The sequence below is a fragment of the Paracoccus broussonetiae genome (assembly GCF_031854425.1).
Lineage (GTDB): Bacteria > Pseudomonadota > Alphaproteobacteria > Rhodobacterales > Rhodobacteraceae > Paracoccus > Paracoccus broussonetiae.
Genome location: NZ_JAVRQI010000006.1, coordinates 223,915 through 243,264 on the forward strand (window position 1 = coordinate 223,915; position 19,350 = coordinate 243,264).

Sequence of the window (19,350 nt, forward strand, 5' to 3'; positions counted from 1 at the left end):
TTAAGCGCCCTGGTCACGGGTCTGCTGGTTTGTGATGACCGAAACCGATTGCTGGGCTTCAAACACCTTTGCCTCGGTCTTGGTGGCAATCTGGGCGGTTGGAACCACGTAGCCGTGCGTCGACGCTGTCGCGTCAAGCACGACTCCATCCAGAACGACGGTAGCCCCGGCCGCTGTCGCATCGGCTGCTGCGCCATTGCCCTGGGCCATCACCGGCAACGAGAGAGAAATGAGGCTCGTCCAAGTCAGCCACGAGAGTCGAAACGGTTTCATGGGCTCGCCTCTCTTTTGCGCGGCTTGGATCAGGGGCGTGGATGATCCGCCCCCAATCCTGATGCTTTTTGTTAATTTTCCAATTGCGACATTTGGGACGCGAGCGCAAGTGTTACTTGGACCAGTGCGCCCGGGCTTGGCGGGTCTGACCACACCCGGGTCACGATCCGAAACAAACCCGGCAAAACCCGGCATAAGCAACGTGATCTGGGTGGAACGCGATTCTTCGGGTCAGCCAATCCCGTCGCCTTGTTCGCGCGAGACCTACAGCGACAAGAAGACGCGAACATGCGCTCCTGTATTCAGGTACCTTTCATCAAGGCTATTTCGACAGCTTGCATGATTGCCTCGAGCACCTCGTCATCAAGCGGCATACCTTCAATGCGGATGAAGTGTCCTTGAACATCGTGATCCAGCCGCAGGCGCACACCGTCGGAAAGGTATTTCACCTTCTGCGAAGGCGACGGAGCGGCAACACGGCGGGGACGTCCGCCCCGGCTGGTGTCGCGCGGAGCGTCTTCCCCTCTCTGGACCACCGGCTCCAGAAGCGCCCATTCCGCATCGCCGTCGCTTGGCTGGCCAGTGGCGAGTACGCGACGCAACTCGTCAGTCATCCCCGCGCGCAAAGCCCCCGCGAGGCGCAGACCTTGCCGTTCAGTAAGCACCTGCGGATAAATCAGCAGATCCCCTAATTCTTCATGGATCTGGGCGAACGACCGAAGCTTGGAACGCTTGGCCTTGGATCCCGAAGAGAAGAGTTGCTCGATCGCTTCCTCGACGGTTTCGAAGGCCCCGTTGTCAGATGCGACGACTGCCACCCTGCCCCGCTCGTATTGGCTGAGCCCCGCGCGGATCTCATTCTCTTCAACCATGGCGACGAATGCATCCGCCGCACCCTCTGGTTTTCGGATCAGCGCGCGGATCGTGGCGTACTCGCCGCGCCCCGTTTCACCCAGAAGCGTCTTGACGGCAGTCAAACGGCGGTAGCCGGAAATAAGACCATAGAGCTTGCCGCCCTCGGGAACGGCAAGCTCGTAAAGCTCGATCGGTAGCCGCAGCCCATGACTCAGGATCGAGGATTTCAGCTCGGCCATTTCTTCGGGGTCAAGCGCCATCCTGTCCCGCATCATCTGATCGGTGACAATCTCGGACAACGCAACGTCCCGAGCAATCATTCCGCGGGCTTCAGCTTCGCGAAACCGCTCGGCATCCTTGCGGTTGCGTGCAGCCTCTGTCCGCTCCTCGGTCGATTGAAGCGGAGCAAGGGCCGCGGCTTCTGCTGCGACAGTCGCAATCGGCACCGACATCCCGAATGGATCAAGGCGAGTTTCGCGCGCGAAACCATCCTCGATTTCCTTCAATTGTTCGCGGGTGGGTGCCTCGAGTTGCCTGCGCTTAGCCATGTTCCGCCTCTTTGTTCATTGCCATGTCCCGCCACCAGGACCCGATCAGGATCTCCTTTACCTCGGCATAGGTACGATCGAAGGTTTCGCGCCCCCGGACATAGGTTTCCCGATTGAAGTCGCGATAATCGGCCTCATAGATCCCGTTCACCTGTTCACCCGCCTGCCCGACCAGCGCCGTGAAATCCTGACGATAGGTGGTCATGAAATCACCGAAATAGGCTTGAATGACATTGGCCAGGTTTGTTTGCTGAGCAGCATCGAAACGGGTGATAATGGCACGGACGACATCCCATTCGAACTTCATCTCAGGCAAACCCTGCCGTCGCCTGACAGAGTTCTCGCCGTCCTCGATGCTCGCAAATGTCGAGTAGAGCATGTCAAAAAACCGACCCGTCGAGTCAAACTCTAGGAATGATGCCCCAAGCGGGACAAGCAAGATATCCGCCGCTGCCAGCGCATTGATCGTCAGGTACCCAAGTGCAGGAGGCGTATCGAGAAGAACGACATCATAGTTGGACAGCACCCCCTCCCGGTCCAGAAAACCTGTCAGCGCGTCCCAGAGCGGCCATCCACGCAATCCCATCCGCCAGACGGGAATCTGAAACTCGGCCCAATAAAGGTTCAGCTGCGCGCCGATCAGATCGATGTTCGGCCAATGCGTCTTCTGGATGACGTCGCTGGCCGAAATCTTCAGCGCTTCGGATAGAGTTTCATCAAAGGGCAGGGGGTCTTCGCCCTGTGCCGCCCGAACCTCGTTTTCCGCTTGCAACGCAAGTGCATAATCCTTGGCGAGTAATGGGAAGATAGTTTTCCATTCGTCCTCAACCTTCCCACCCATGATCGATGTCATCGAACCTTGGCTATCAAGATCGATCACCAGGACCCGGTATCCATCCAGCGCCGCAGACATTGCAAGATGGGCGGCGGTCGATGTTTTTCCGACACCGCCTTTGAAATTCGCGACCGCAATGACCTTGGCGGGCAGGCCCTCTGGCCGGAAGGGTCGATATTCCTTGCTGCTCGCGCCTTCGACTGCGAAGTGGTCACGCAACTGGATTACCTCCTCCAGGGTGAACCACTTCGTCCCGCCTTCCCCGATACCTTGCGGCAGATCCGTGTTCTGCTTGAGCACTCGGCGCAAATGTGCGGGTGCCACCGGAATCAGGTACCTGCAGATTTCCCAGATCGAGAACTTGCGAAGGCGCTTCGCACCATCAGGCGCATAGCCTCGCTTGGCCAGATCTGAGCGGCCTCGCGCTGCGAAAGCTGCGGCTTTCGCGAATCGTGCCGTATCGATAGGCTCCCCCAATCGAGCTGCGGCCTGCTGGGGATCAAGGCTCAGATACGGCGGAGCCGCTGATTCATTCTTCTTCGACATGTTGCTTCTGCCTGCATGATGTGTCGAGTTTTCTTGGTTATGAGAGGGAATATCGCACATACGCTGCGGCATGGGAATCTCGAAGTGAGCAGGGCGCGGTTTCGCCGCGAAACCTTCTTTTTACGGCCAAAAATTCGCCTTGAAGGCACCATCAAGTTGAGAATCTTTAGAAGAACTTTAAGAGTCTTTGCTCCCATTAAGTATCTGTAGATACCAAATAATTTGGAAACGATGAACCTATTCACGGGACCAATGGGACCCAAAGGCAGGCTATAGAGCACCAGCTTTCAGGAACTCAGGTGCAGATTCGCGGTTTTTTTGGTCTCCGGAACCGGGATGGGCCGAATTTCCCATTGATTGTAAGCCCCCCACCCGCTGCCAGACCACGCCGTCCCGTAAACAGGCGCCTGCATACACCATATGGTCAGTCTACGGCACCTGTTTACGGGAGAGAAATGTCTCTTCCTTAAGGCACCTCCCGTGCACTTGCTGGAGGGTACTTTCTCTGCGATGATGAAATCAAGAATCTGGCAAACGGATCAAGGGCAGGAGATTGACGGGATGACGGATCAGGTCATTACCCTGACAGGGGCACTGCGGCGGGGCTCGGTCAAAAAGAACGTCGCTGCGATCCATGTATCGGGAAAGCTGACGCTACTGCAGCGGAAGTTGTCGAACGTGCTTTTGCTGAACGCATATGACCACCTGATGACGCGTCCCAGCCATCGCATCGATGCGCGCACGCTTTGCACCATGATCGGCTATAATTCGAACGACATGGACACGCTGAAGCAGGCGCTGCGCAGTCTGGCCGAGACCCTGGCGGAATGGGACATGCTTGACGACAAGGGCCGCCAGGAATGGGGCGTGTCTGCGCTTCTGTCTTATGCCCGGTTGCGGGGTGGGGTCTGCGAATATGCCTATTCCCCCGCACTTGCGGAAAAGCTGCATGATCCGAAGGTCTTTGCACTTATCAATCTGAACATCCAGAAGCGTTTCTCCAGCGGACATGCGCTGGCGCTTTATGAAAACTGCTATCGCTTCGTCAGGACCGGCAGCACGGGTTGGTGGCCGCTGGACCTTTTCCGCAGGCTGATGGGAGTCGACGGCAGCGCTTACTACGAAAACTACAAGCACCTGAATGCAAAGATCATAAAGCCCGCGGTGGCCGAGGTGAACAAGAACTCGAACATCATCATCACGCCCGAAACTCGGAAAGAGGGCAGGGTGGTCGCGCAGATCCGCTTTCGGATCAAGGATAATCCGCAGTTGCCGATGTTCGAGATCGACGACCAAGAGGGTGTGCGCAAGTCCGGTACCTACGCACGCCTGATCGGACTTGGGGCCAGCGATCGCCTGGCACGGCAATGGATCGCGGATCACGGAGAGGATCATGTCGATCAGAAGCTTGCTTACGTCGCGGGGCAAAAAGGGGTCGAAAGCCCGGTCCGCTATCTGTCCGCCGCGCTCCGCGACGGGTTCGGTGCGAAACTGCCCGAGCCCGACCCGGCCACCGTCCTGATGTTGCGCGAGCGCGAGGAAGCCTTGGCATCAGAGCAGGCCCGCCTTCGCGCTGAACGCGATGCGGTGTCCGAGGAGCGTCGGGTCCGTACCGCCAGGATAGACCGGGTGCGAGAGATTGCGGATGCCCGCAACCCGACCCAAAGGGATGCGGATCGAAGGATGTTCCTGTCACGACTGGACGACGAACTCGATCGTGGCGATTTCGTGCGGCACGGCTGGAACTCGGCCCTGAATCTTCGGGCGATCCTGGGGTTCTGGGAAGACATGGTCCCGGGGATTTTCGACGACGTGGCCTGAGGCGCTCGTCAGGACTCGCATCGCGGGACCGGCGTCCATATGATGTCGTCGATGCGGGGCGCACCCGTGGCCAGCATCACCAGCCGGTCAAAACCAAGCGCGCAGCCCGATGCAGGTGGCATCAGCGCAAGGGCGGCTAGAAAGACCTCATCCAGCGGATAGCACTCGCCATAGATGCGCTGCTTTTCTTCCATTTCCAGCACAAAGCGATGGCGCTGTTCCTGGGGGTCTGTCAACTCGCCAAAGCCGTTGGCCAGTTCAACGCCGCAGGCGTAGAATTCGAAGCGTTCGGCCTCGCTTGGGTTATCCGCAGAACGCCGCGCAAGCGCGGCTTCTGCAGTGGGATAGCGGTCCAGGATCAGCGGCCGTGATCTGCCCAGATGAGGCTCGACCTTCTCGACAAGCACGCGGGACATGATGTCGGACCAGGTATCGTCCTGTGCCATCCGGATGCCTTTGGCCTCGGCCATCGCGCGCAACGCGCGGGCATCGGTGTCCGGTCCGTCGCAGGTCGCAAGCAGATCGATGTCGGCATATTCCAGAAACGCCTCCGCGACGGTCATGATGTCGGGCGGCGCATAGGGGTCGCAGGTCTGACCCCTATAATGCAGCTGGTCAGCGCCAGCGGCTTCTGCCGCCAGCCGCAGAAATGCCGCGCAATCCTTGAACAGCTGACGATAGTCTTCGTCCACGCGATACCATTCCAGCATCGTGAATTCGGGGCTGTGCCGGTCCGTCCGTTCGCGATTGCGCCAGACATGTCCCAGCGAAAAGATGCGGCGCTCGCCCGCGGCCAGCAGTTTCTTCATCGCGAATTCGGGGCTGGTATGCAGATACATCCGGTGTGGCACACCGTCGTTCCCGATCAGATCGGTGGCAAAGCCGTGCAGATGCGCCTCGTTTCCGGGGCTGGTCGCCAGCGCGCAGGGATCGATCTCAAGAAAATCGGCCGAAGCCAGCCAGTCGCGGATGGCGGCCTGCGTGCGGTTCCGGGCAAGCAGTAGGGGGCGTCGTCCGGCATGGTATTCGGGTTGCCACCAGGATTGGGGGAGGGGCGCTTTCATCTGCCGGAATCCTTCATGAGCGCAAGGTGCCGCTTGCGACTGGCAATGCGACGCGGAAAACGCTAAGGGAAGCGTCATCTTTTGCCGGCCTTGTCGTGCCGGCTTCCCGGTATCTGAAATACACGCAAGGAACCAGCCTTGAAAGTCATCGCTTCAAGCCTTCGCAAAGGCAATGTCGTCGAAATCGACGGCCGTCTGCACGTCGTTCTGACGGCAACCAACTTCCACCCCGGCAAGGGCACGCCCACGACGCAGGTTGATCTGCGCCGCATTTCGGACGGCAACAAGGTGTCGGAACGCTGGAAGACCACCGAACAGGTCGAGCGCGCCCATGTCGATGAGCGCGCCTACAACTTCCTCTATGAGGACGCCGAGGGCTTCCACTTCATGGAGCCGGAAAGCTACGAACAAGTCACCGTTTCGCCCGACGTGGTGGGGGATGACAAGGTCTTCCTCGAGGATGGCATCAGCGTCTTCCTGCAGGTCCATAACGGCGTCGCCATCGCGATCGAGCTGCCGCAGAAGGTCACCGTCGAGGTCACCGAGACCGAGCCGGTGGTGAAGGGCCAGACGGCCTCGTCCAGCTACAAGCCAGCGATCGCCCATAATGGTGTACGCATCATGGTTCCTCCGCATATCGGGGTCGGGACGAAGGTGATCATCAACACCGCCGACCTCACCTATGTCGAGCGGGCGAAGTCCTGAACGGGATCAAGGGGCGCTTCGGCGCCCCTTTTCATTTCACGCGACACGGCGACCGGCGGACCAGACCCCGGTAACTCGCGCGGTCCGGTCCATGTCGTTAAGCCGGATCACGTCCGCCCGCAGGCCGACTTGCAGCCGTCCACGATCCTTCAGTCCGGTTGCCCGGGCAGGGGCGTCGGTCACGGTGCGAAACGCGCGCGGCAGATCCTGCCACAGCCGCGACAGGTGACAGGCCCCCAGCAGCAGGCTTGAAGGAATGTAATCGGACGAGATGATGTCGAGCAGGCCAGCCTGCGCCAGAGCCTCGGCCGCGACATTGCCTGAATGCGATCCCCCCCGGATCAGGTTCGGGCCGCCCATGATCGTGGCAATGCCGTGGTCATGGCAAGCCGCGGCGGCCTCTTCGGTGGTGGGGAATTCGGCCAGCCGGATGCCATGACCGGCGCTGGTCGTGACCTGCTCGGTCGTGGTGTCGTCGTGGCTGGCAAGGGTTGCGCCAAGCCTGCGGGCTGCGTCAACCGCACCGCGCTCATGCGCGTCGCCGAAGCGATCCCGCAGGTCCTTCAGCCGAGCGACATGGGCGGCGAATTCGTCATCGCTCAGCCCCTTCTTGCCCTGAACATATTGAGCCAGCTTTGCGATGTCGCGAAACTGGCGCTGGCCCGGCGTATGGTCCATCAGACTGACCAGCCCGACGCGGTCCTCGGCCCCGAATTCGGCCAGTTCGTCCAGCAGCGTCGCGCTGCAGATCTCGGCCCGGAGATGGATGAAGTGGCTGATCCGCATCCGGTTTGCAGCACTCAGTGCGTTGATCTCGGTGACGAGTGGGCGGGCGTATTTGGCGTAACCGGCGCCGTCATCGGGAATCGACCCGACGCGTACCGCATCGAACACGGTCGTGATGCCGGTCGCAGCCAGTTCGCCGTCATGGGCAAAGATCGCGGCAGAGTGGGGCCAGTCCACACCCGGTCGCGGCTGGATGTGTCGCTCCAGGTTGTCCGTGTGCAACTCGATCAGGCCGGGCGCAAGATGCGTTCCTCCACAATCCTCGGCCCCGGCCGGAACAGCATCGCCTTCGGTAATCGCGGCGATAAGCCCGTCTTCGATATGCAGCGCGCCCCGCATCACGCGGTCTTCCAGGATCAGTTGCGCATTCGCCAGAATCATGAATTCACCTTGTCCAGCGCCGCCAGAAACTGGTCAAGCGCAGCCTCGATCGTTGTGGAATTGTCGACAGGAAACACCCGCAGGCCATCGGGCAGGGGGCCGGTTTCGCGCGCGATACGCCTGGCAACCTCGGCCGCATCCTCGCGTCCCCGCGCGGCGAGCCGGCGGGCAAGGACATCGGGCCGGGCCGTGACGTGGATCACCTGCAGGTCGGGCAGGATCCGCTGCGCCTCGGCCAGCATTCGCCGGGACAGGTTGATCAGCCGGGGTCCCTCGCCAAAACCCTCCCGCGGCAGACCGTAGCGCAGGCCATGAGCATCCCAGTGCAGCAGGAACCGGCCTTCGGCCAGCATCCTGGCGAAAACCTCGGGGGTGACGCCCTCGAAGTCCTCGCCCCCCGCGTCCGAAGGGCGGGTGATGACGCGGCGGACGATGCCCAGTTCCGGGCGTCGGGCAAGCGCCGCCGCCATCAGCGTGTCTTTGCCCGCGCCCGAGGGACCGATGACCGCGAAATGTGTCATCGCCTGGTTTCCGGGGTGAAGCCCGAGACATCGACCACCCGGTCGCATAGTCGATTTCGCGCCAGCTCGTCATGGAAAATCCCCAGGATCGCGGCGCCGCGGGCCTTGGCTTCCTCGATCAGGTGGATCACCGTTTCGCGGTTGGCGGCATCAAGGCTTGCCGTCGGCTCGTCCAGCAGCATGGCCGGATAATCGTGAACGAAGCCCCGCGCGATGTTGACGCGCTGCTGCTCTCCACCCGAGAAGGTCGTGGGCGACAGGCTCCACAAATTCTCGCCAATCCGAAGGCGGGTCAGCAATGCGGCGGCGCGATCCTCTGCCTCGGCCATGTCGACGCCCAGCGACAGAAGCGGTTCGGCGACGACCCGCAATGTCGGGACACGCGGAACCACCCGCAGGAACTGACTGACATAGCCCAGCGTCCTGCGGCGCAAGGCGATGATCTCTCGCGGTTCGGCTGATGAAACTTCAAGCGATCCGACCGCGATGCGACCCGCGTCTGTGCGGTAATTGCCCCAGATCATCCGCATCAGGGTCGATTTTCCGGCGCCTGATGCCCCGGTCAGCGCAACGCATTCGCCCGGCGCGACGGCAAGGCTTGCGCCCTCCATCACCCGCAGGACCGTCCCGCCCTGATTGTGCAGGATGAATTCCTTGGCGACATTTTCGGCTTGGATCATGGGGTCACACCTGCAGGACGGAAGAGACGAGAAGTTGGGTGTATTCGTGCTGGGGATCGTCCAGCACCTGGTCGGTCAGACCGCTTTCGATGACGTGGCCGCCCTTCATGACCATCAGCCGGTCGGCCAGAAGACGCACGACGGCAAGGTCATGGGTGACCAGCACCACGGACAAGCCGATGTCGCGCACCAGTCCGCGAAGCAGGTCCAGAAGCCGGGCTTGTACGCTGACATCCAGCCCCCCGGTCGGCTCATCCATGAAGACCAGCCGTGGACCCGACACCAGGTTGCGCGCGATCTGCAACCGCTGCTGCATCCCGCCAGAGAACTGGCCGGGCCGGTCGTCGATGCGAGTGGGATCAATCTCGACCCGGGCCAGCCAATCCTGCGCGCGTGCTCGAATGTCGCCATAATGGCGCGCGCCGTTGGCCATCAGCCTTTCGCCGACATTGCCGCCCGCGCTGACGCCGGGCCGCAGTCCGTCGCGCGGGTTCTGGTGAACAAAGGCCCAATCCGTTCGGCCAAGATGGCGCCGTTCTGCCTCGGACATGTTCAGCGTGTCCTGCGGTCCCTGATCGCGCGTGTCGAACAGAACCTCGCCAGCATCGGGTCGCAATTGTCCGGACAGGCAGCCCAGAAGGGTCGACTTGCCCGAACCGCTTTCCCCGACGATGCCCAGAACTTCGCCCGGCCAAAGGTCGAAGCTGACCCCGGTGCAACCGATCCGCGTACCATAGCGCTTGCCGACATTGCTCACGGAAAGCAGCGGTCTGGGCGCAGTGTACGCTTGTGCTTGCGTCATGTCGGCGACTGCCAGTTGCGTCATCATGCACCCCCTTCTGCACGCTGGGCGCAGTAATCCGTGTCCGAGCAGACGAACATCCGCCCGCCGCTGTCATCCGTAATCACTTCGTCCAGATAGCTCGCCTCTGATCCGCAGATGGCGCAGGCATGTTCCGCCTTCGACGCGACAAAGGGATAATCGTCGAAATCCAGGCTGTGCACCCGCGTATGGGGCGGCAGCGCATAGATCCGCTGTTCGCGCCCCGCGCCGAACAGTTGGATCGCCGGACAGTCGTCCAGTTTCGGGTTGTCGAACTTCGGGATGGGCGAGGGGTCCATGACATAGCGCCCCGCAACCTCGACGGGATACGCATAGGAGGTGGCGATCTCGCCATGGCGCGCGATGTCTTCGTAAAGACGGACCTGCATCAACCCGTAATCCGCCAGCGCGTGGATGCGTCGCGTCTCGGTCTCGCGCGGCTCCAGAAAGCGCATCGGTTCCGGGATCGGCACCTGATAGACTAGGATCTGGTTCTCGGTCAGGGGCATTTCAGGGATTCTGTGCCGGGTCTGGATGATCGTCGCATCGGTCGTCCGCTCGGTCACCGCGACCCCGGCAGTGCGCTGGAAAAACTTGCGGATGCTGACCGCGTTGGTGGTGTCGTCGGCACCTTGGTCGATCACTTTCAGCACATCCTCGGGGATCAGAGTCGCGGCCGTGACCTGGACCCCGCCCGTTCCCCAACCATAGGGCATCGGCATCTCGCGACTGGCGAAAGGTACCTGATAGCCGGGCACCGCGATCCCCTTCAGGATGGCGCGGCGGATCATGCGCTTGGTGTCCTCGTCCAGATAGGCGAAGTTGTACTCGCTCATGCCGCGTCCTCCGTTCCGGCGCGCAGGCGTCGGACCAGTTCCAGCTCGGCCTGGAAATCGACGTAATGCGGCAGCTTGATATGTTCCAGGAACCCGGTCGCCTGGATATTGTCGCAATGGGACAGGACGAACTCCTGATCCTGCGCCGGTGCGCCCTGATTGTCCTCTCCCAATTCGTCCCAGCGCAGCGCACGGTCGACAAGGGCCATGCTCAGCGCCTTGCGCTCGGTCTGGCCAAATGTCAGGCCATAGCCGCGGGTGAATTGCGCGGGTTCGGATTTCGAGCCCTTGAACTGGTTCACCGTCTCGCATTCCGTCAGTTCGATCTCGGCGATCTCGATCGCGAAGCCAAGCTCGGGGATCTCCAGTTCGACCGGGACCATGCCGATGCGAAGCTCGCCCACGAAGGCGTGATTGCGGGCATATCCGCGTTGGGTCGAATAGGCCATTCCCAGCAGGAAACCTTCGTCTCCGCGCGCCAGAGCCTGCAGGCGCAAGGCGCGGTCGGCGGGCAGCTCCATCGGTTCACGGGTCAGGTCGGGCGGCGCGGCTCCGTCATCCTCGGCATCCTCGATCAGGCCGTCGCGGTTCAGGAAGCCCAGCACATGCGGAGCGTTCAGTGCGGCGCCTGTATCACTGGCTGCGGGTCCGACGGGCAACTCCCCGTCCGCGGCAAGCCGAAAATCCAGAAGCCGGTGTGTATAGTCAAAGGTCGGACCCAGGATCTGCCCGCCGGGGATATCCTTGAAGGTCGCGGAAACCCGGCGCTTCACCCGCATCTGCGCGGTATCGACGGGCTCAGATGCCCCCAGACGGGGCAGCGTGGTGCGATAGGCGCGGATCAGGAAAATCGCCTCGATCAGGTCGCCATGTGCCTGCTTGATCGCCAATGCGGCCAGGTCTGGATCGTAAAGCGATCCTTCGGCCATCACCCGCGCCACGGCCAGTGCCATCTGATCGCGGATCTGCGCGGTGTCCATCGCGGGCTGTTCCTGGGGGCCACGATGCGCGCGGCCCAGCCAGTCATGGGCGGCGTCGATGGCCCGCTCGCCTCCTTTGACGGCGACATACATCAGAAGACCTCCGTTGAGCGGGGCAGGGCGGCGACCCGGTTGCCTGAGGTCAGGATGGCGTCCCATCCCAAGGGGAAACACGCATGGTTGCGGGCGAAGGCCCGCGGATCGGGCAGGGCCAGTCCGGCCGTGTCGCGGATGCCGGGCCCTCGCAAGTTCGACTGGGGGCCTTGGAAGTCATGGTGATCGACGATCAAGGTCGCGGCGCGGTCCGGATATTCAGCCGTCCCGATCTGGAACCGGGCGACTGGCTGCAGCGAGGGCCAGTCGCCAAGCGCGAATTGCGCCTCTTCTGCCGCGACCAGCGGCGCCGCGCAGTGAAAGGCGATCCAGTCGCGCAGTTCGGGAGTATCGTGGGACGCGGCCAGATGCAGCGGAGTCGTGCGGTCGCACAGCACCAGCAGCACCGTCGCCGCTGCGGCCGAGATCGGCGCAGGCCCGTGTCCGGCCTGAAGGTCAAGCATTGTTCCGGGGCGAGCCATTGCGTTCAGGATGGCGCGAAACCCGTGGGCACTGTCACGCGAGGGTTCGGCAAACCCACCGGAAAGCCGGGGCAGGGGGGCGTTCATTCGTCCTCTCCGCGAACAAGGGTGAAGAATTCGACGCGCGTCGCCGCAGCCTCGGCCGCAGTTTGCGCGCGGCGCTGCTGCTCTTCGCACCGCAGGGTTTCGAGGATCGACTGGGTTGCGCGGGGTTCTGCCTGGCCAAGGGCGTCGATCGCCGCTGCACGCAGGGCATGACCCTTGTCCCGTCCTTGGACATAGCCGTGGCCAACGTGGCCCGAGCCCAGCCGGATACTTGCCCGTGTCACGGTAATCTCGCCCAGGTTGAAGGCGCTGCCGGTTCCGCCAGCGCGTCCCCGGACCATGACGGTGCCGATTTCGGGCGCGCGCAGCGTTTCATGCGGGGGCAGGTCCGGCAGCAGTTGGACCAGACGCGCGGCGGGGGCGCGGGCGAGCAGGCCCAATGCCTCGCGCCGATCCTCGGGGACGGAAATCTCGGACATCTCATTTCACCGGTTGTCTATACAACTAGACTTCTTGTAGAGTGATCGTGAGCGGGCGACAACCCGGAAAGCATGAAATTTTGGTGACGGCATGAGTTTGTGGCAAAGCATCGCGGATCAGTTGCGCGGAGAGATCGCGCGGGGAAAATGGCCCCCCGGTACCCGTCTGCCGCCGGAAAGCGATCTGGCCGCGCGCTTTGGGGTCAATCGACACACGGTGCGGCATGCGACGCGCGTGCTTGCCGATGAAGGGCTGCTTTACTCGCGGCGCGGCGCAGGTGTCTTTGTCGCGGCCAGTCCCGTCGACTATCCGCTGAGCGAACGCGTGCGGTTTCACCGCAACATCGCACTGTCCGGCAAGGTGCCGGGCCGCATCATCGATACGGTCGTGACCCGTCCCAGCGGCGATGCCGAGGCTGCGGCGCTGAGGTTGGAGCCCGGTGCGCTGGTCCATGTCTGCGAAGGCGTCTCGCTGGTGGATTTCAAGCCGGTCGCGCTGTTCCGCTCGATCTATCCCGCCGACCTGCTGCCGGACCTGCCCGTGATGCTGCGGCGCGAAGAATCCGTGACCCGCGCCCTGGCCGCATCCGGGGTCGAGGATTATCAACGCCTGTCGACCCGGATCACCGCGCGGATCGCCGATGCCGTGCAGGCTGCAAAGCTTCAGATCGAGCCAGGCGACGCGCTTTTGCGGACCGAAGGGCTGAGCCGTTGGCAGGACCGGATGGTTGAACGCGCCTTGACCTGGTGGGCGGCCGAGCGCGTGACCCTGACCCTGCCTCATCCCGAGGTGTAGCGCTCCAGAAACTTTTCTGCGGACAGGCTGCGGAAATCGGGCAGGGCTTGGCGCAGACGGGCATGATCCCAATCCCACCACGCCAATTGTTCCAGCCGCCGCGCGATATCCGGGGCGAAGCGCCGTCTTAGCGGTCGCGCGGGACAGCCCGCGACAATCGTCCAGTCGGGCACGTCCTTGGTCACGACCGCACCCGCAGCGACGATGGCACCATGCCCGATCGTCACTTCGGGCTTGATGATCGCTCCATGCCCAATCCATGTGTCATGCCCGATTACCGTGCGGCGCGCCGAACGCGCGGCGAAGAAGTCCGGATCGGGTTCAGCATCGTCCCAATAATATTCCGAGCGGTACAGGAAGTGATGCAGGCTTGCCGTTGTCATCGGGTGATCGGTCGGCCCGATCCGGACCATGGCAGCGATGTTGGCGAACTTGCCGATGGTGGTATTGGCGATGTCGCAAAGCCGCTCGCAATAGCTGTAATCCCCGAACTCGGAATTCAGCACGCGGGCATCGTCCCCGACCTCGCAATAGCGGCCAAAGGTCGAGTTTGCGCATTCCGCGCCCGGATGCAGCAGCGGTTGGTCGGGGGAAAGTTTCGGCATGGTCAACCTCGGATCAGGCGCGCGCGCAGGCGGCCGGACAGCCAGTCCATCGCCATGACCATCACGACGATCAGCAGAATGTAATAGGCGACATGTTCCCAGTCCTTCTGGGTCTGCATCGCCTGCATCAGCAATAGACCGATCCCGCCGCCAGTGATCGCCCCGATCACGGTCGCGCTGCGCGTGTTCGATTCGAAGTAGTAAAGCAGTTGTGACAAGATCACCGGTGAAACCTGCGGCATTACCGCCCATCGGATGCGCTGGACTGGCCCCGCCCCGGTTGAACGCAGACCCTCGACCGGCTTTTCGTCGATATTCTCCAGCGCTTCCGAGAACAGCTTGCCGAAGGTTCCGGTCTCGGTCAGCAGGATCGCAAGGCTGCCGGTCAGCGGCCCCGGACCGAAGGCGCGCGACAGGATGATAGTCCAGATCAGGGCGTCGACGCCGCGAAGCAGGTCGAAGAAGCGCCGCGCCGCCTGCCGCATCAGCACGAGCGGCGCGAAGTTCGATGCCGCCATGAACGCCAGCGGCAAGGCCACCAACCCCGCGCCGAACGTACCCAGAAAGGCCATCAGGATGGTTTCGAAGATGGCCCATGCCACGTCGCCATGGTGCCAGATGCCGTTGTTCCAGAAATCGCGCCCCATCCCGGCAAGGTTCGAGTGTTCGGGATCCACGCGGTCGCCACTGACCGCCAAGGCAGCCAGCTCCGCCCAGGACTTGCCGTAAAACGGGCTGGAAAGATCAAAGAAGAAAAGTTCCCACCCGGCGTGGCGGCGAAACACCTCGGACCGGGCCCGGGTGACCGTCAGGCGTGCGCCTTCGGGCAGATCGGCACTGAAGCGATTGTCCGAAACGCTGAAATTCGGTGGCGCGTCGGTGAAATCCGTCTGGATGCCGGATCCGGTCGGGCGGATGCGATAGCGTCCGTCGGGTGTGATAAGCGTCACCAGTCCGTCCGGGGCGAAATCGACCACATGGCCCTGTGGCAGCTCGACCCGCGCGAAGTTCTGGTTCCCCGAAATCCAATCCGGGCGGTTCCCGGCCGAGAATGTGGCGTTCCGCATCCCCTCGATCGCGCTGGAAATCTCGCCGCTGCGATTGTCGCGGGTGACATGGATCTTGTAGGACCAGAAGTCCCGCATCAGCAGCGCGCCATTGTCCAGCCGCGCCCGTCCCGCCAACCCGCCCAGGTCAAAGGCGACCGCGACATAGACCAGATAGGCCAGGACGACGACTGGCAGCCCCAGCGAGATCATGCGCTTGCGCGACATCATCGCGTGGACGGGATGATTTGTGGTGGTGACGGTCATCAAATGCGCCCTCCCTTTTCGCCATGCTCTTGACCGCGCACCAGACGGTTGCGCGCGACCGAGGTCAGCTGATCGAACAGCACGATGGTCACGAACAGCATCAGGAAGATCGCCATCGCGGCGTCATAGCGGCCCTGGCCCCAGCTGATGGCGTTGCGCAGCTCATAACCGATGCCGCCCGCGCCGACGAAGCCCAGGATGGCGCTGGCGCGGATGTTGATTTCAAAGCGCAGCATCATGTAGCTGGCCCAGTTCGGCGCGACCTGTGGGATTACCCCGAACCAGATGCGCTGTGGCCAGCTTGCGCCCACGGATTCAAGCCCTTCGACCGGCTTCAGGCTGGCATTCTCGGCCACTTCAGAAAACAACTTGCCAAGCGCGCCGACCGTATGGAACGAGATCGCGATGACCGCGGGCACCGGTCCGCCGCCCAGGACAAAGATCAGGACCAGCGCGATGACCAGTTCCGGAATGGCCCGGGCGATGTCCAGCAGGCGGCGGAACAGCGGCACCAGCCGCGGCCAGGGCGCCAGTCCCGGCGTCGCCAACAGCGCCATGATCCCGCCCCCGATCGCGCCCAGCAGGGTCGATGCGGCGGCGATGTTCAGTGTCTCGACCAGCGAAGGCAGTGCCCGCCACATGTGGCCGGGCAACGCACCCGCCTTTTGCCACGCCTCCGAGATCAGCGCGTCGGGATAGTCAAGGACACTTGGCAACCCCTGCAGGAAGCCGCCGGCATTGCGGCGGTTCGCCATGTCGAACCCGGCGACCAGAAGCGCCGCGAAGATTGCCCAAAGGACGGTGCCATAGGCGCGCCTGCGCGCGAGCTGCGCGTGATAGGTGGCAGCGATACGGTCGGCGGTCATGTCGGCCTCGTCGGAAAATGAAATGGCGCGGGCCGGGGGGCCCGCGCACAGGAGCGGCAGCGAAAATCAGCTGCCCTTGGCTTCTTCCAGCTTCCGGGCCTCGATGATGCTCAGATAGTTGTCGTGCTTCACCGGCGAGAAGCCCGCGGTTTCTCCGCCCGCTACGCCGTAGGTGCATTCCTTGTCGGTGTTGATCATGTTCGCCATCATTTCGGTGAACTTGGCCTTGGTCTCGGCGGGCAGGGCCTTGCGGACGACCAGCGGGCCTTCGGGGATCGGCTTCGAGCGCCAGATTTCCACCATGTCGTTCATGTCGACGATGCCCGCGTCCACGGCCTTGCGCAGTGCGCCCGAATTGTAGCCGTCTTCCCAGTTGCCCAGCCCGTCGGCCCAGGTCACGCCGGCATCGACGTCGCCATTGTTGACGGCGACGATGGTCTGTTCATGCCCGCCCGTGAACTTCACGTCCTTGAAGAACTGGCCCGGCTCCATCGAATAGCCCGCGGCGGGCATCTCGACGGCGGGGATCAGATAGCCGGAGGTCGAGTTCGGGTCGCCGAAGCCCAGCACCTTGCCCTTCAGATCGTCCATCGAGCGGATGCCGCTGTCCTTGCGGGCAAAGCCAACCGAAAAATAGTCCGAGGCCCCGTCAAGGTTCGTCTTGACCAGCACCGGCTCGACCGCCTCGGGATCGGTCAGATAGGCCTTGGCATAGCCCGAGGCGCCAAGGATCGCCGCATCCAGCGTCCCGCCCAGCAGGCCCTGGATCACGCCGTCATAATCGGCGGGGGTGAAGATGCGGACCGGAACGCCAAGCAGCTCCTCGGTGTGCTTGCGCAGGCATTCATTGTTGGTCATGCGCTCCTGGGCGTTCTCGCCGCCCAGGACACCGATGCGGAATTCCTTGATCTCTTGCGCGGCGGCAAGCTGGGGCAGGGCCAGTGCGGTCGACAGCACCAGAAGGCTGAGGGTCTTGGTCATGGTTCTCTCCAGGGTCGGGGATCAATCCGCCAGCAGCCGGTCCGCATAGGCGCGATCGGCAGGGGCGGGGATTTCAATAGCGGTCGAGGTGGTGGCTTCGCTGAACCCGGCCCCTGCGCCATAGATGTCGCGGGCAACGCCGGTGGTCAGTTGTTCGGGGGTGCCGTCAAAGACGATGCGCCCCTTGCGCATCCCGATCACGCGGTCGCAATAGCGTCGCGCGGTATCCAGCGTATGCAGGTTCGCGATGACGGTGCGCCCATCTTCTTCGTGGATCCGGCGCAAAGCATCCATCACGATCTGGGCGTTCATCGGGTCCAGGCTGGCGATCGGCTCATCGGCCAGGATGATGCGCGGATCCTGCATCAGCGCGCGGGCAATGGCCGTGCGCTGTTGCTGGCCGCCAGACAGCGCCTCGGCCCGTTTGGTCGCCTGTTCGGCGATACCCAGCCGGTCAAGGATATGGACCGCGCGGTCGACATCCTCGCGCGACCAGACGTTGAACAGCGTCGGCAGCAGGCCGCGCTTGTTCAGCAGGCCGTGCAGCACGTTGGATGCCACTTCGAGGCGCGGCACCAGGTTGAACTGCTGGAAGATCATCGCGCAATCGGCCTGCCAGGCGCGCTTGTCGCGCCCGGTCAAGGCCAACACGTCGCGCCCGTCGACCAGCAGCCGTCCCGCGCTGGCATCCGTCAGGCGGTTCACCATGCGCAGCAGCGTGGATTTCCCGGCACCAGAACTGCCGATGATCCCAAGGACCATCGGCCGGTCGATGACGAAGCTGGCCGCATCCACCGCCTTGGCCGGGCCGAAAATCCGGGTGATCTGCTCTGCCTCGATACGCATGCTGGCCCCTGCCTTCAAATCTGGGCGCAGAAATGACGGCGGAAGGTGACGTTCTCTTGACGGTTAATGCGACAGTTTGTGAAGCTTTCGTTGGCGTCGCAGATTTCGATCTGGATCTGTGCAAGTTGCGGATGCAGAACGAAAAACCGCGCCGCGGGAATGCTCCCCGGCGCGGTCTGATCGCTGGCATGCGCCGCCCTTGGCGCGAAGATCCCCTTAGAACGGGCTGTCGGGGTAATAGAATTGCTTGGCGTTCTCGGGCGTGATCAGCTGCGAACCGATGATGAAGCGTCCCGTCATCGGCGCGTTCGAGACGAAATGCAGTGCCGTCATCTCGATCGCGGAGGAGATCAGCGCCGGCGGATAGGTGACGTTCACGGGCAGCTGCTTGTCGCCGTCCATGATGCGCTTGACGATCTCTTTCATCCCGGCGCCGCCGATGACCCACATCTCGTCATTGCGGTTCGCGGCGGAAATCGCTTCAAGGACGCCGATCGCCATGTCGTCATCCGCCGCCCAGACCGCGTCGATCTTGGGGTATTTCGACAGGTAATCCTGCATCACCGCGAATGCGTCGTCGCGGTTCCAGTTGCCGTGCTGCATGTCGAGAATTTCGACATCCGAGCCCTCAAGCGCCTTCTGGAAGGCCTCGACCCGTTCATTGTCCAGGGTCGTCGGGATGCCGCGCAGCACAACGATCTTGGAACCGGGTTTCAGATTGGCCTTGAAATACTCGCCCGCAACGCGGCCGAAGGCGGTATTGTCGCCCGCGACGTAAAGATCCTCGATCCCTTCCTCGCTAAGTCCGCGGTCGACGACAGTGACGAATTTACCCGCATCCTTCACTGCCTTGACCGGCGCGGTCAGGGGTTCGGATTCGAAGGGCAGGACCACAAGCCCGTCGATATTCCGGGTCGCCATCATGTCCTCGATATCGTTTACCTGCTTGGCGGCATCGCCCGCCGTCGCAAGAACGAATTCGAGATTGGGATATGCCTTGCCCAGCCGTGCGATGGTGTCCTGCGCGTGCCAGTTCAGCCCGCCCATGAAGCCGTGCGTCGCCGACGGGATCGAGACGCCGATGATCTTCTTTTCCGCCTCCTGCGCGGTGGCCGCCCCTGCCGTCATGCCGAGGGTCGCGGCAAGGACCGCGCCCTTCATCAGGTTTCTGCGTTTCATTTCCTCTCCTC

At 62.6% G+C, this 19,350-nt stretch carries 21 protein-coding genes; 3 read left to right on the plus strand and 18 right to left on the minus strand.

Annotated features, from left to right (window positions below; genetic code table 11):
* The 3 genes from RM190_RS09800 to RM190_RS09810 all read right to left on the minus strand — a co-directional run bounded on the left by RM190_RS09800 (position 1) and on the right by RM190_RS09810 (position 3,057).
* Entirely contained in the window at positions 1 to 273 is a 273-nt protein-coding gene (locus tag RM190_RS09800; RefSeq protein WP_311759244.1) for a hypothetical protein, read from the minus strand.
* A 302-nt stretch (positions 274 to 575) separates the two neighbouring features.
* Positions 576 to 1,676 carry a ParB/RepB/Spo0J family partition protein gene (locus RM190_RS09805; RefSeq protein WP_311759245.1) on the minus strand — a complete coding sequence of 367 codons (1,101 nt, stop codon included), beginning with the start codon at positions 1,674 to 1,676 and terminating at the stop codon, positions 576 to 578.
* Complete coding sequence (locus tag RM190_RS09810) at positions 1,669 to 3,057, minus strand: AAA family ATPase (protein WP_311759246.1); 1,389 nt, start codon at positions 3,055 to 3,057, stop codon at positions 1,669 to 1,671. Before RM190_RS09810 ends, RM190_RS09805 begins: the two co-directional genes overlap by 8 nt.
* Before the next feature lie 561 nt (positions 3,058 to 3,618).
* Here RM190_RS09810 and RM190_RS09815 point away from each other — a divergent pair.
* Complete coding sequence (locus tag RM190_RS09815; RefSeq protein ID WP_311759247.1) at positions 3,619 to 4,878, plus strand: replication initiation protein; 1,260 nt, start codon at positions 3,619 to 3,621, stop codon at positions 4,876 to 4,878.
* An 8-nt stretch (positions 4,879 to 4,886) separates the two neighbouring features.
* Here RM190_RS09815 and epmA read toward each other — a convergent pair whose 3' ends face one another.
* Positions 4,887 to 5,942, minus strand: a complete 1,056-nt coding sequence (gene epmA / locus RM190_RS09820) for an EF-P lysine aminoacylase EpmA (protein ID WP_311759248.1) — start codon at positions 5,940 to 5,942, stop codon at positions 4,887 to 4,889.
* 138 nt (positions 5,943 to 6,080) lie between these two features.
* Here epmA and efp point away from each other — a divergent pair, with 138 nt between their 5' ends.
* Entirely contained in the window at positions 6,081 to 6,647 is a 567-nt protein-coding gene (gene efp, locus RM190_RS09825; RefSeq protein WP_311759249.1) for an elongation factor P, read from the plus strand.
* Between the two features lie 36 nt (positions 6,648 to 6,683).
* On the opposite strand, the gene RM190_RS09830 is transcribed toward efp, so the two are convergent.
* From RM190_RS09830 to phnG, 8 genes are read right to left on the minus strand one after another with little or no spacing between them, the layout of a single operon-like run.
* Positions 6,684 to 7,814 carry an alpha-D-ribose 1-methylphosphonate 5-triphosphate diphosphatase gene (locus RM190_RS09830; RefSeq protein WP_311759250.1) on the minus strand — a complete coding sequence of 377 codons (1,131 nt, stop codon included), beginning with the start codon at positions 7,812 to 7,814 and terminating at the stop codon, positions 6,684 to 6,686.
* The gene (locus tag RM190_RS09835) at positions 7,811 to 8,335 is read right to left on the minus strand and encodes a phosphonate metabolism protein/1,5-bisphosphokinase (PRPP-forming) PhnN (protein WP_311759251.1); all 525 of its coding nucleotides are present in this window, start codon (positions 8,333 to 8,335) and stop codon (positions 7,811 to 7,813) included. Before RM190_RS09835 ends, RM190_RS09830 begins: the two co-directional genes overlap by 4 nt.
* Positions 8,332 to 9,015 carry a phosphonate C-P lyase system protein PhnL gene (gene phnL / locus RM190_RS09840; RefSeq protein ID WP_311759252.1) on the minus strand — a complete coding sequence of 228 codons (684 nt, stop codon included), beginning with the start codon at positions 9,013 to 9,015 and terminating at the stop codon, positions 8,332 to 8,334. Before phnL ends, RM190_RS09835 begins: the two co-directional genes overlap by 4 nt.
* A 4-nt stretch (positions 9,016 to 9,019) precedes the next feature.
* On the minus strand, positions 9,020 to 9,844 hold the full coding sequence (phnK, locus tag RM190_RS09845; protein WP_390908220.1) for a phosphonate C-P lyase system protein PhnK: 825 nt from the start codon (positions 9,842 to 9,844) through the stop codon (positions 9,020 to 9,022).
* Entirely contained in the window at positions 9,841 to 10,674 is an 834-nt protein-coding gene (locus tag RM190_RS09850) for an alpha-D-ribose 1-methylphosphonate 5-phosphate C-P-lyase PhnJ (protein WP_311759254.1), read from the minus strand. The genes phnK and RM190_RS09850 overlap by 4 nt, the downstream gene beginning before the upstream one ends.
* Positions 10,671 to 11,747 (minus strand): carbon-phosphorus lyase complex subunit PhnI, encoded by a 1,077-nt coding sequence (locus tag RM190_RS09855; protein ID WP_311759255.1) that lies wholly within the window; start codon positions 11,745 to 11,747, stop codon positions 10,671 to 10,673. The genes RM190_RS09850 and RM190_RS09855 overlap by 4 nt, the downstream gene beginning before the upstream one ends.
* A complete protein-coding gene (gene phnH / locus RM190_RS09860) occupies positions 11,747 to 12,316 on the minus strand; it encodes a phosphonate C-P lyase system protein PhnH (protein WP_311759256.1) in 570 nt (189 codons plus the stop codon). The genes RM190_RS09855 and phnH overlap by 1 nt, the downstream gene beginning before the upstream one ends.
* Positions 12,313 to 12,753: a phosphonate C-P lyase system protein PhnG gene (phnG, locus tag RM190_RS09865; RefSeq protein WP_311759257.1), complete on the minus strand. Its 441-nt coding sequence runs from the start codon at positions 12,751 to 12,753 to the stop codon at positions 12,313 to 12,315. Before phnG ends, phnH begins: the two co-directional genes overlap by 4 nt.
* 91 nt (positions 12,754 to 12,844) lie before the next feature.
* On the opposite strand from phnG, the gene phnF reads away from it, so the two are divergent.
* Positions 12,845 to 13,549 (plus strand): phosphonate metabolism transcriptional regulator PhnF, encoded by a 705-nt coding sequence (gene phnF / locus RM190_RS09870; protein ID WP_311759258.1) that lies wholly within the window; start codon positions 12,845 to 12,847, stop codon positions 13,547 to 13,549.
* On the opposite strand, the gene RM190_RS09875 is transcribed toward phnF, so the two are convergent.
* The 6 genes from RM190_RS09875 to RM190_RS09900 all read right to left on the minus strand — a co-directional run bounded on the left by RM190_RS09875 (position 13,534) and on the right by RM190_RS09900 (position 19,339).
* Positions 13,534 to 14,154: a chloramphenicol acetyltransferase gene (locus RM190_RS09875; RefSeq protein WP_311759259.1), complete on the minus strand. Its 621-nt coding sequence runs from the start codon at positions 14,152 to 14,154 to the stop codon at positions 13,534 to 13,536. The genes phnF and RM190_RS09875 overlap by 16 nt on opposite strands.
* Before the next feature lie 2 nt (positions 14,155 to 14,156).
* A complete protein-coding gene (gene phnE / locus RM190_RS09880) occupies positions 14,157 to 15,467 on the minus strand; it encodes a phosphonate ABC transporter, permease protein PhnE (protein WP_311759260.1) in 1,311 nt (436 codons plus the stop codon).
* Positions 15,467 to 16,333 carry a phosphonate ABC transporter, permease protein PhnE gene (phnE, locus tag RM190_RS09885; RefSeq protein ID WP_311759261.1) on the minus strand — a complete coding sequence of 289 codons (867 nt, stop codon included), beginning with the start codon at positions 16,331 to 16,333 and terminating at the stop codon, positions 15,467 to 15,469. Before phnE (RM190_RS09885) ends, phnE (RM190_RS09880) begins: the two co-directional genes overlap by 1 nt.
* A 66-nt stretch (positions 16,334 to 16,399) precedes the next feature.
* On the minus strand, positions 16,400 to 17,314 hold the full coding sequence (gene phnD / locus RM190_RS09890; protein WP_311759262.1) for a phosphonate ABC transporter substrate-binding protein: 915 nt from the start codon (positions 17,312 to 17,314) through the stop codon (positions 16,400 to 16,402).
* A 21-nt stretch (positions 17,315 to 17,335) separates the two neighbouring features.
* Complete coding sequence (phnC, locus tag RM190_RS09895; protein ID WP_311759263.1) at positions 17,336 to 18,160, minus strand: phosphonate ABC transporter ATP-binding protein; 825 nt, start codon at positions 18,158 to 18,160, stop codon at positions 17,336 to 17,338.
* Positions 18,161 to 18,376: 216 nt separating this feature from the next.
* Positions 18,377 to 19,339, minus strand: a complete 963-nt coding sequence (locus tag RM190_RS09900; protein ID WP_311759264.1) for an ABC transporter substrate-binding protein — start codon at positions 19,337 to 19,339, stop codon at positions 18,377 to 18,379.
* Between the last annotated feature and the right edge of the window lie 11 nt (positions 19,340 to 19,350).

Bases quoted from the DNA above. Each gene is read 5' to 3' on its own strand.
- RM190_RS09800 (WP_311759244.1), bottom strand. From the start codon at position 273: ATGAAACCGTTTCGACTCTCGTGGCTGACTTGGACGAGCCTCATTTCT.
- RM190_RS09805 (WP_311759245.1), bottom strand. From the start codon at position 1,676: ATGGCTAAGCGCAGGCAACTCGAGGCACCCACCCGCGAACAATTGAAG.
- RM190_RS09810 (WP_311759246.1), bottom strand. From the start codon at position 3,057: ATGTCGAAGAAGAATGAATCAGCGGCTCCGCCGTATCTGAGCCTTGAT.
- RM190_RS09815 (WP_311759247.1), top strand. From the start codon at position 3,619: ATGACGGATCAGGTCATTACCCTGACAGGGGCACTGCGGCGGGGCTCG.
- epmA (WP_311759248.1), bottom strand. From the start codon at position 5,942: ATGAAAGCGCCCCTCCCCCAATCCTGGTGGCAACCCGAATACCATGCC.
- RM190_RS09830 (WP_311759250.1), bottom strand. From the start codon at position 7,814: ATGATTCTGGCGAATGCGCAACTGATCCTGGAAGACCGCGTGATGCGG.
- RM190_RS09835 (WP_311759251.1), bottom strand. From the start codon at position 8,335: ATGACACATTTCGCGGTCATCGGTCCCTCGGGCGCGGGCAAAGACACG.
- phnL (WP_311759252.1), bottom strand. From the start codon at position 9,015: ATGATCCAAGCCGAAAATGTCGCCAAGGAATTCATCCTGCACAATCAG.
- phnK (WP_390908220.1), bottom strand. From the start codon at position 9,844: ATGATGACGCAACTGGCAGTCGCCGACATGACGCAAGCACAAGCGTAC.
- RM190_RS09850 (WP_311759254.1), bottom strand. From the start codon at position 10,674: ATGAGCGAGTACAACTTCGCCTATCTGGACGAGGACACCAAGCGCATG.
- RM190_RS09855 (WP_311759255.1), bottom strand. From the start codon at position 11,747: ATGTATGTCGCCGTCAAAGGAGGCGAGCGGGCCATCGACGCCGCCCAT.
- phnH (WP_311759256.1), bottom strand. From the start codon at position 12,316: ATGAACGCCCCCCTGCCCCGGCTTTCCGGTGGGTTTGCCGAACCCTCG.
- phnG (WP_311759257.1), bottom strand. From the start codon at position 12,753: ATGTCCGAGATTTCCGTCCCCGAGGATCGGCGCGAGGCATTGGGCCTG.
- phnF (WP_311759258.1), top strand. From the start codon at position 12,845: ATGAGTTTGTGGCAAAGCATCGCGGATCAGTTGCGCGGAGAGATCGCG.
- RM190_RS09875 (WP_311759259.1), bottom strand. From the start codon at position 14,154: ATGCCGAAACTTTCCCCCGACCAACCGCTGCTGCATCCGGGCGCGGAA.
- phnE (WP_311759260.1), bottom strand. From the start codon at position 15,467: ATGACCGTCACCACCACAAATCATCCCGTCCACGCGATGATGTCGCGC.
- phnE (WP_311759261.1), bottom strand. From the start codon at position 16,333: ATGACCGCCGACCGTATCGCTGCCACCTATCACGCGCAGCTCGCGCGC.
- phnD (WP_311759262.1), bottom strand. From the start codon at position 17,314: ATGACCAAGACCCTCAGCCTTCTGGTGCTGTCGACCGCACTGGCCCTG.
- phnC (WP_311759263.1), bottom strand. From the start codon at position 18,160: ATGCGTATCGAGGCAGAGCAGATCACCCGGATTTTCGGCCCGGCCAAG.
- RM190_RS09900 (WP_311759264.1), bottom strand. From the start codon at position 19,339: ATGAAACGCAGAAACCTGATGAAGGGCGCGGTCCTTGCCGCGACCCTC.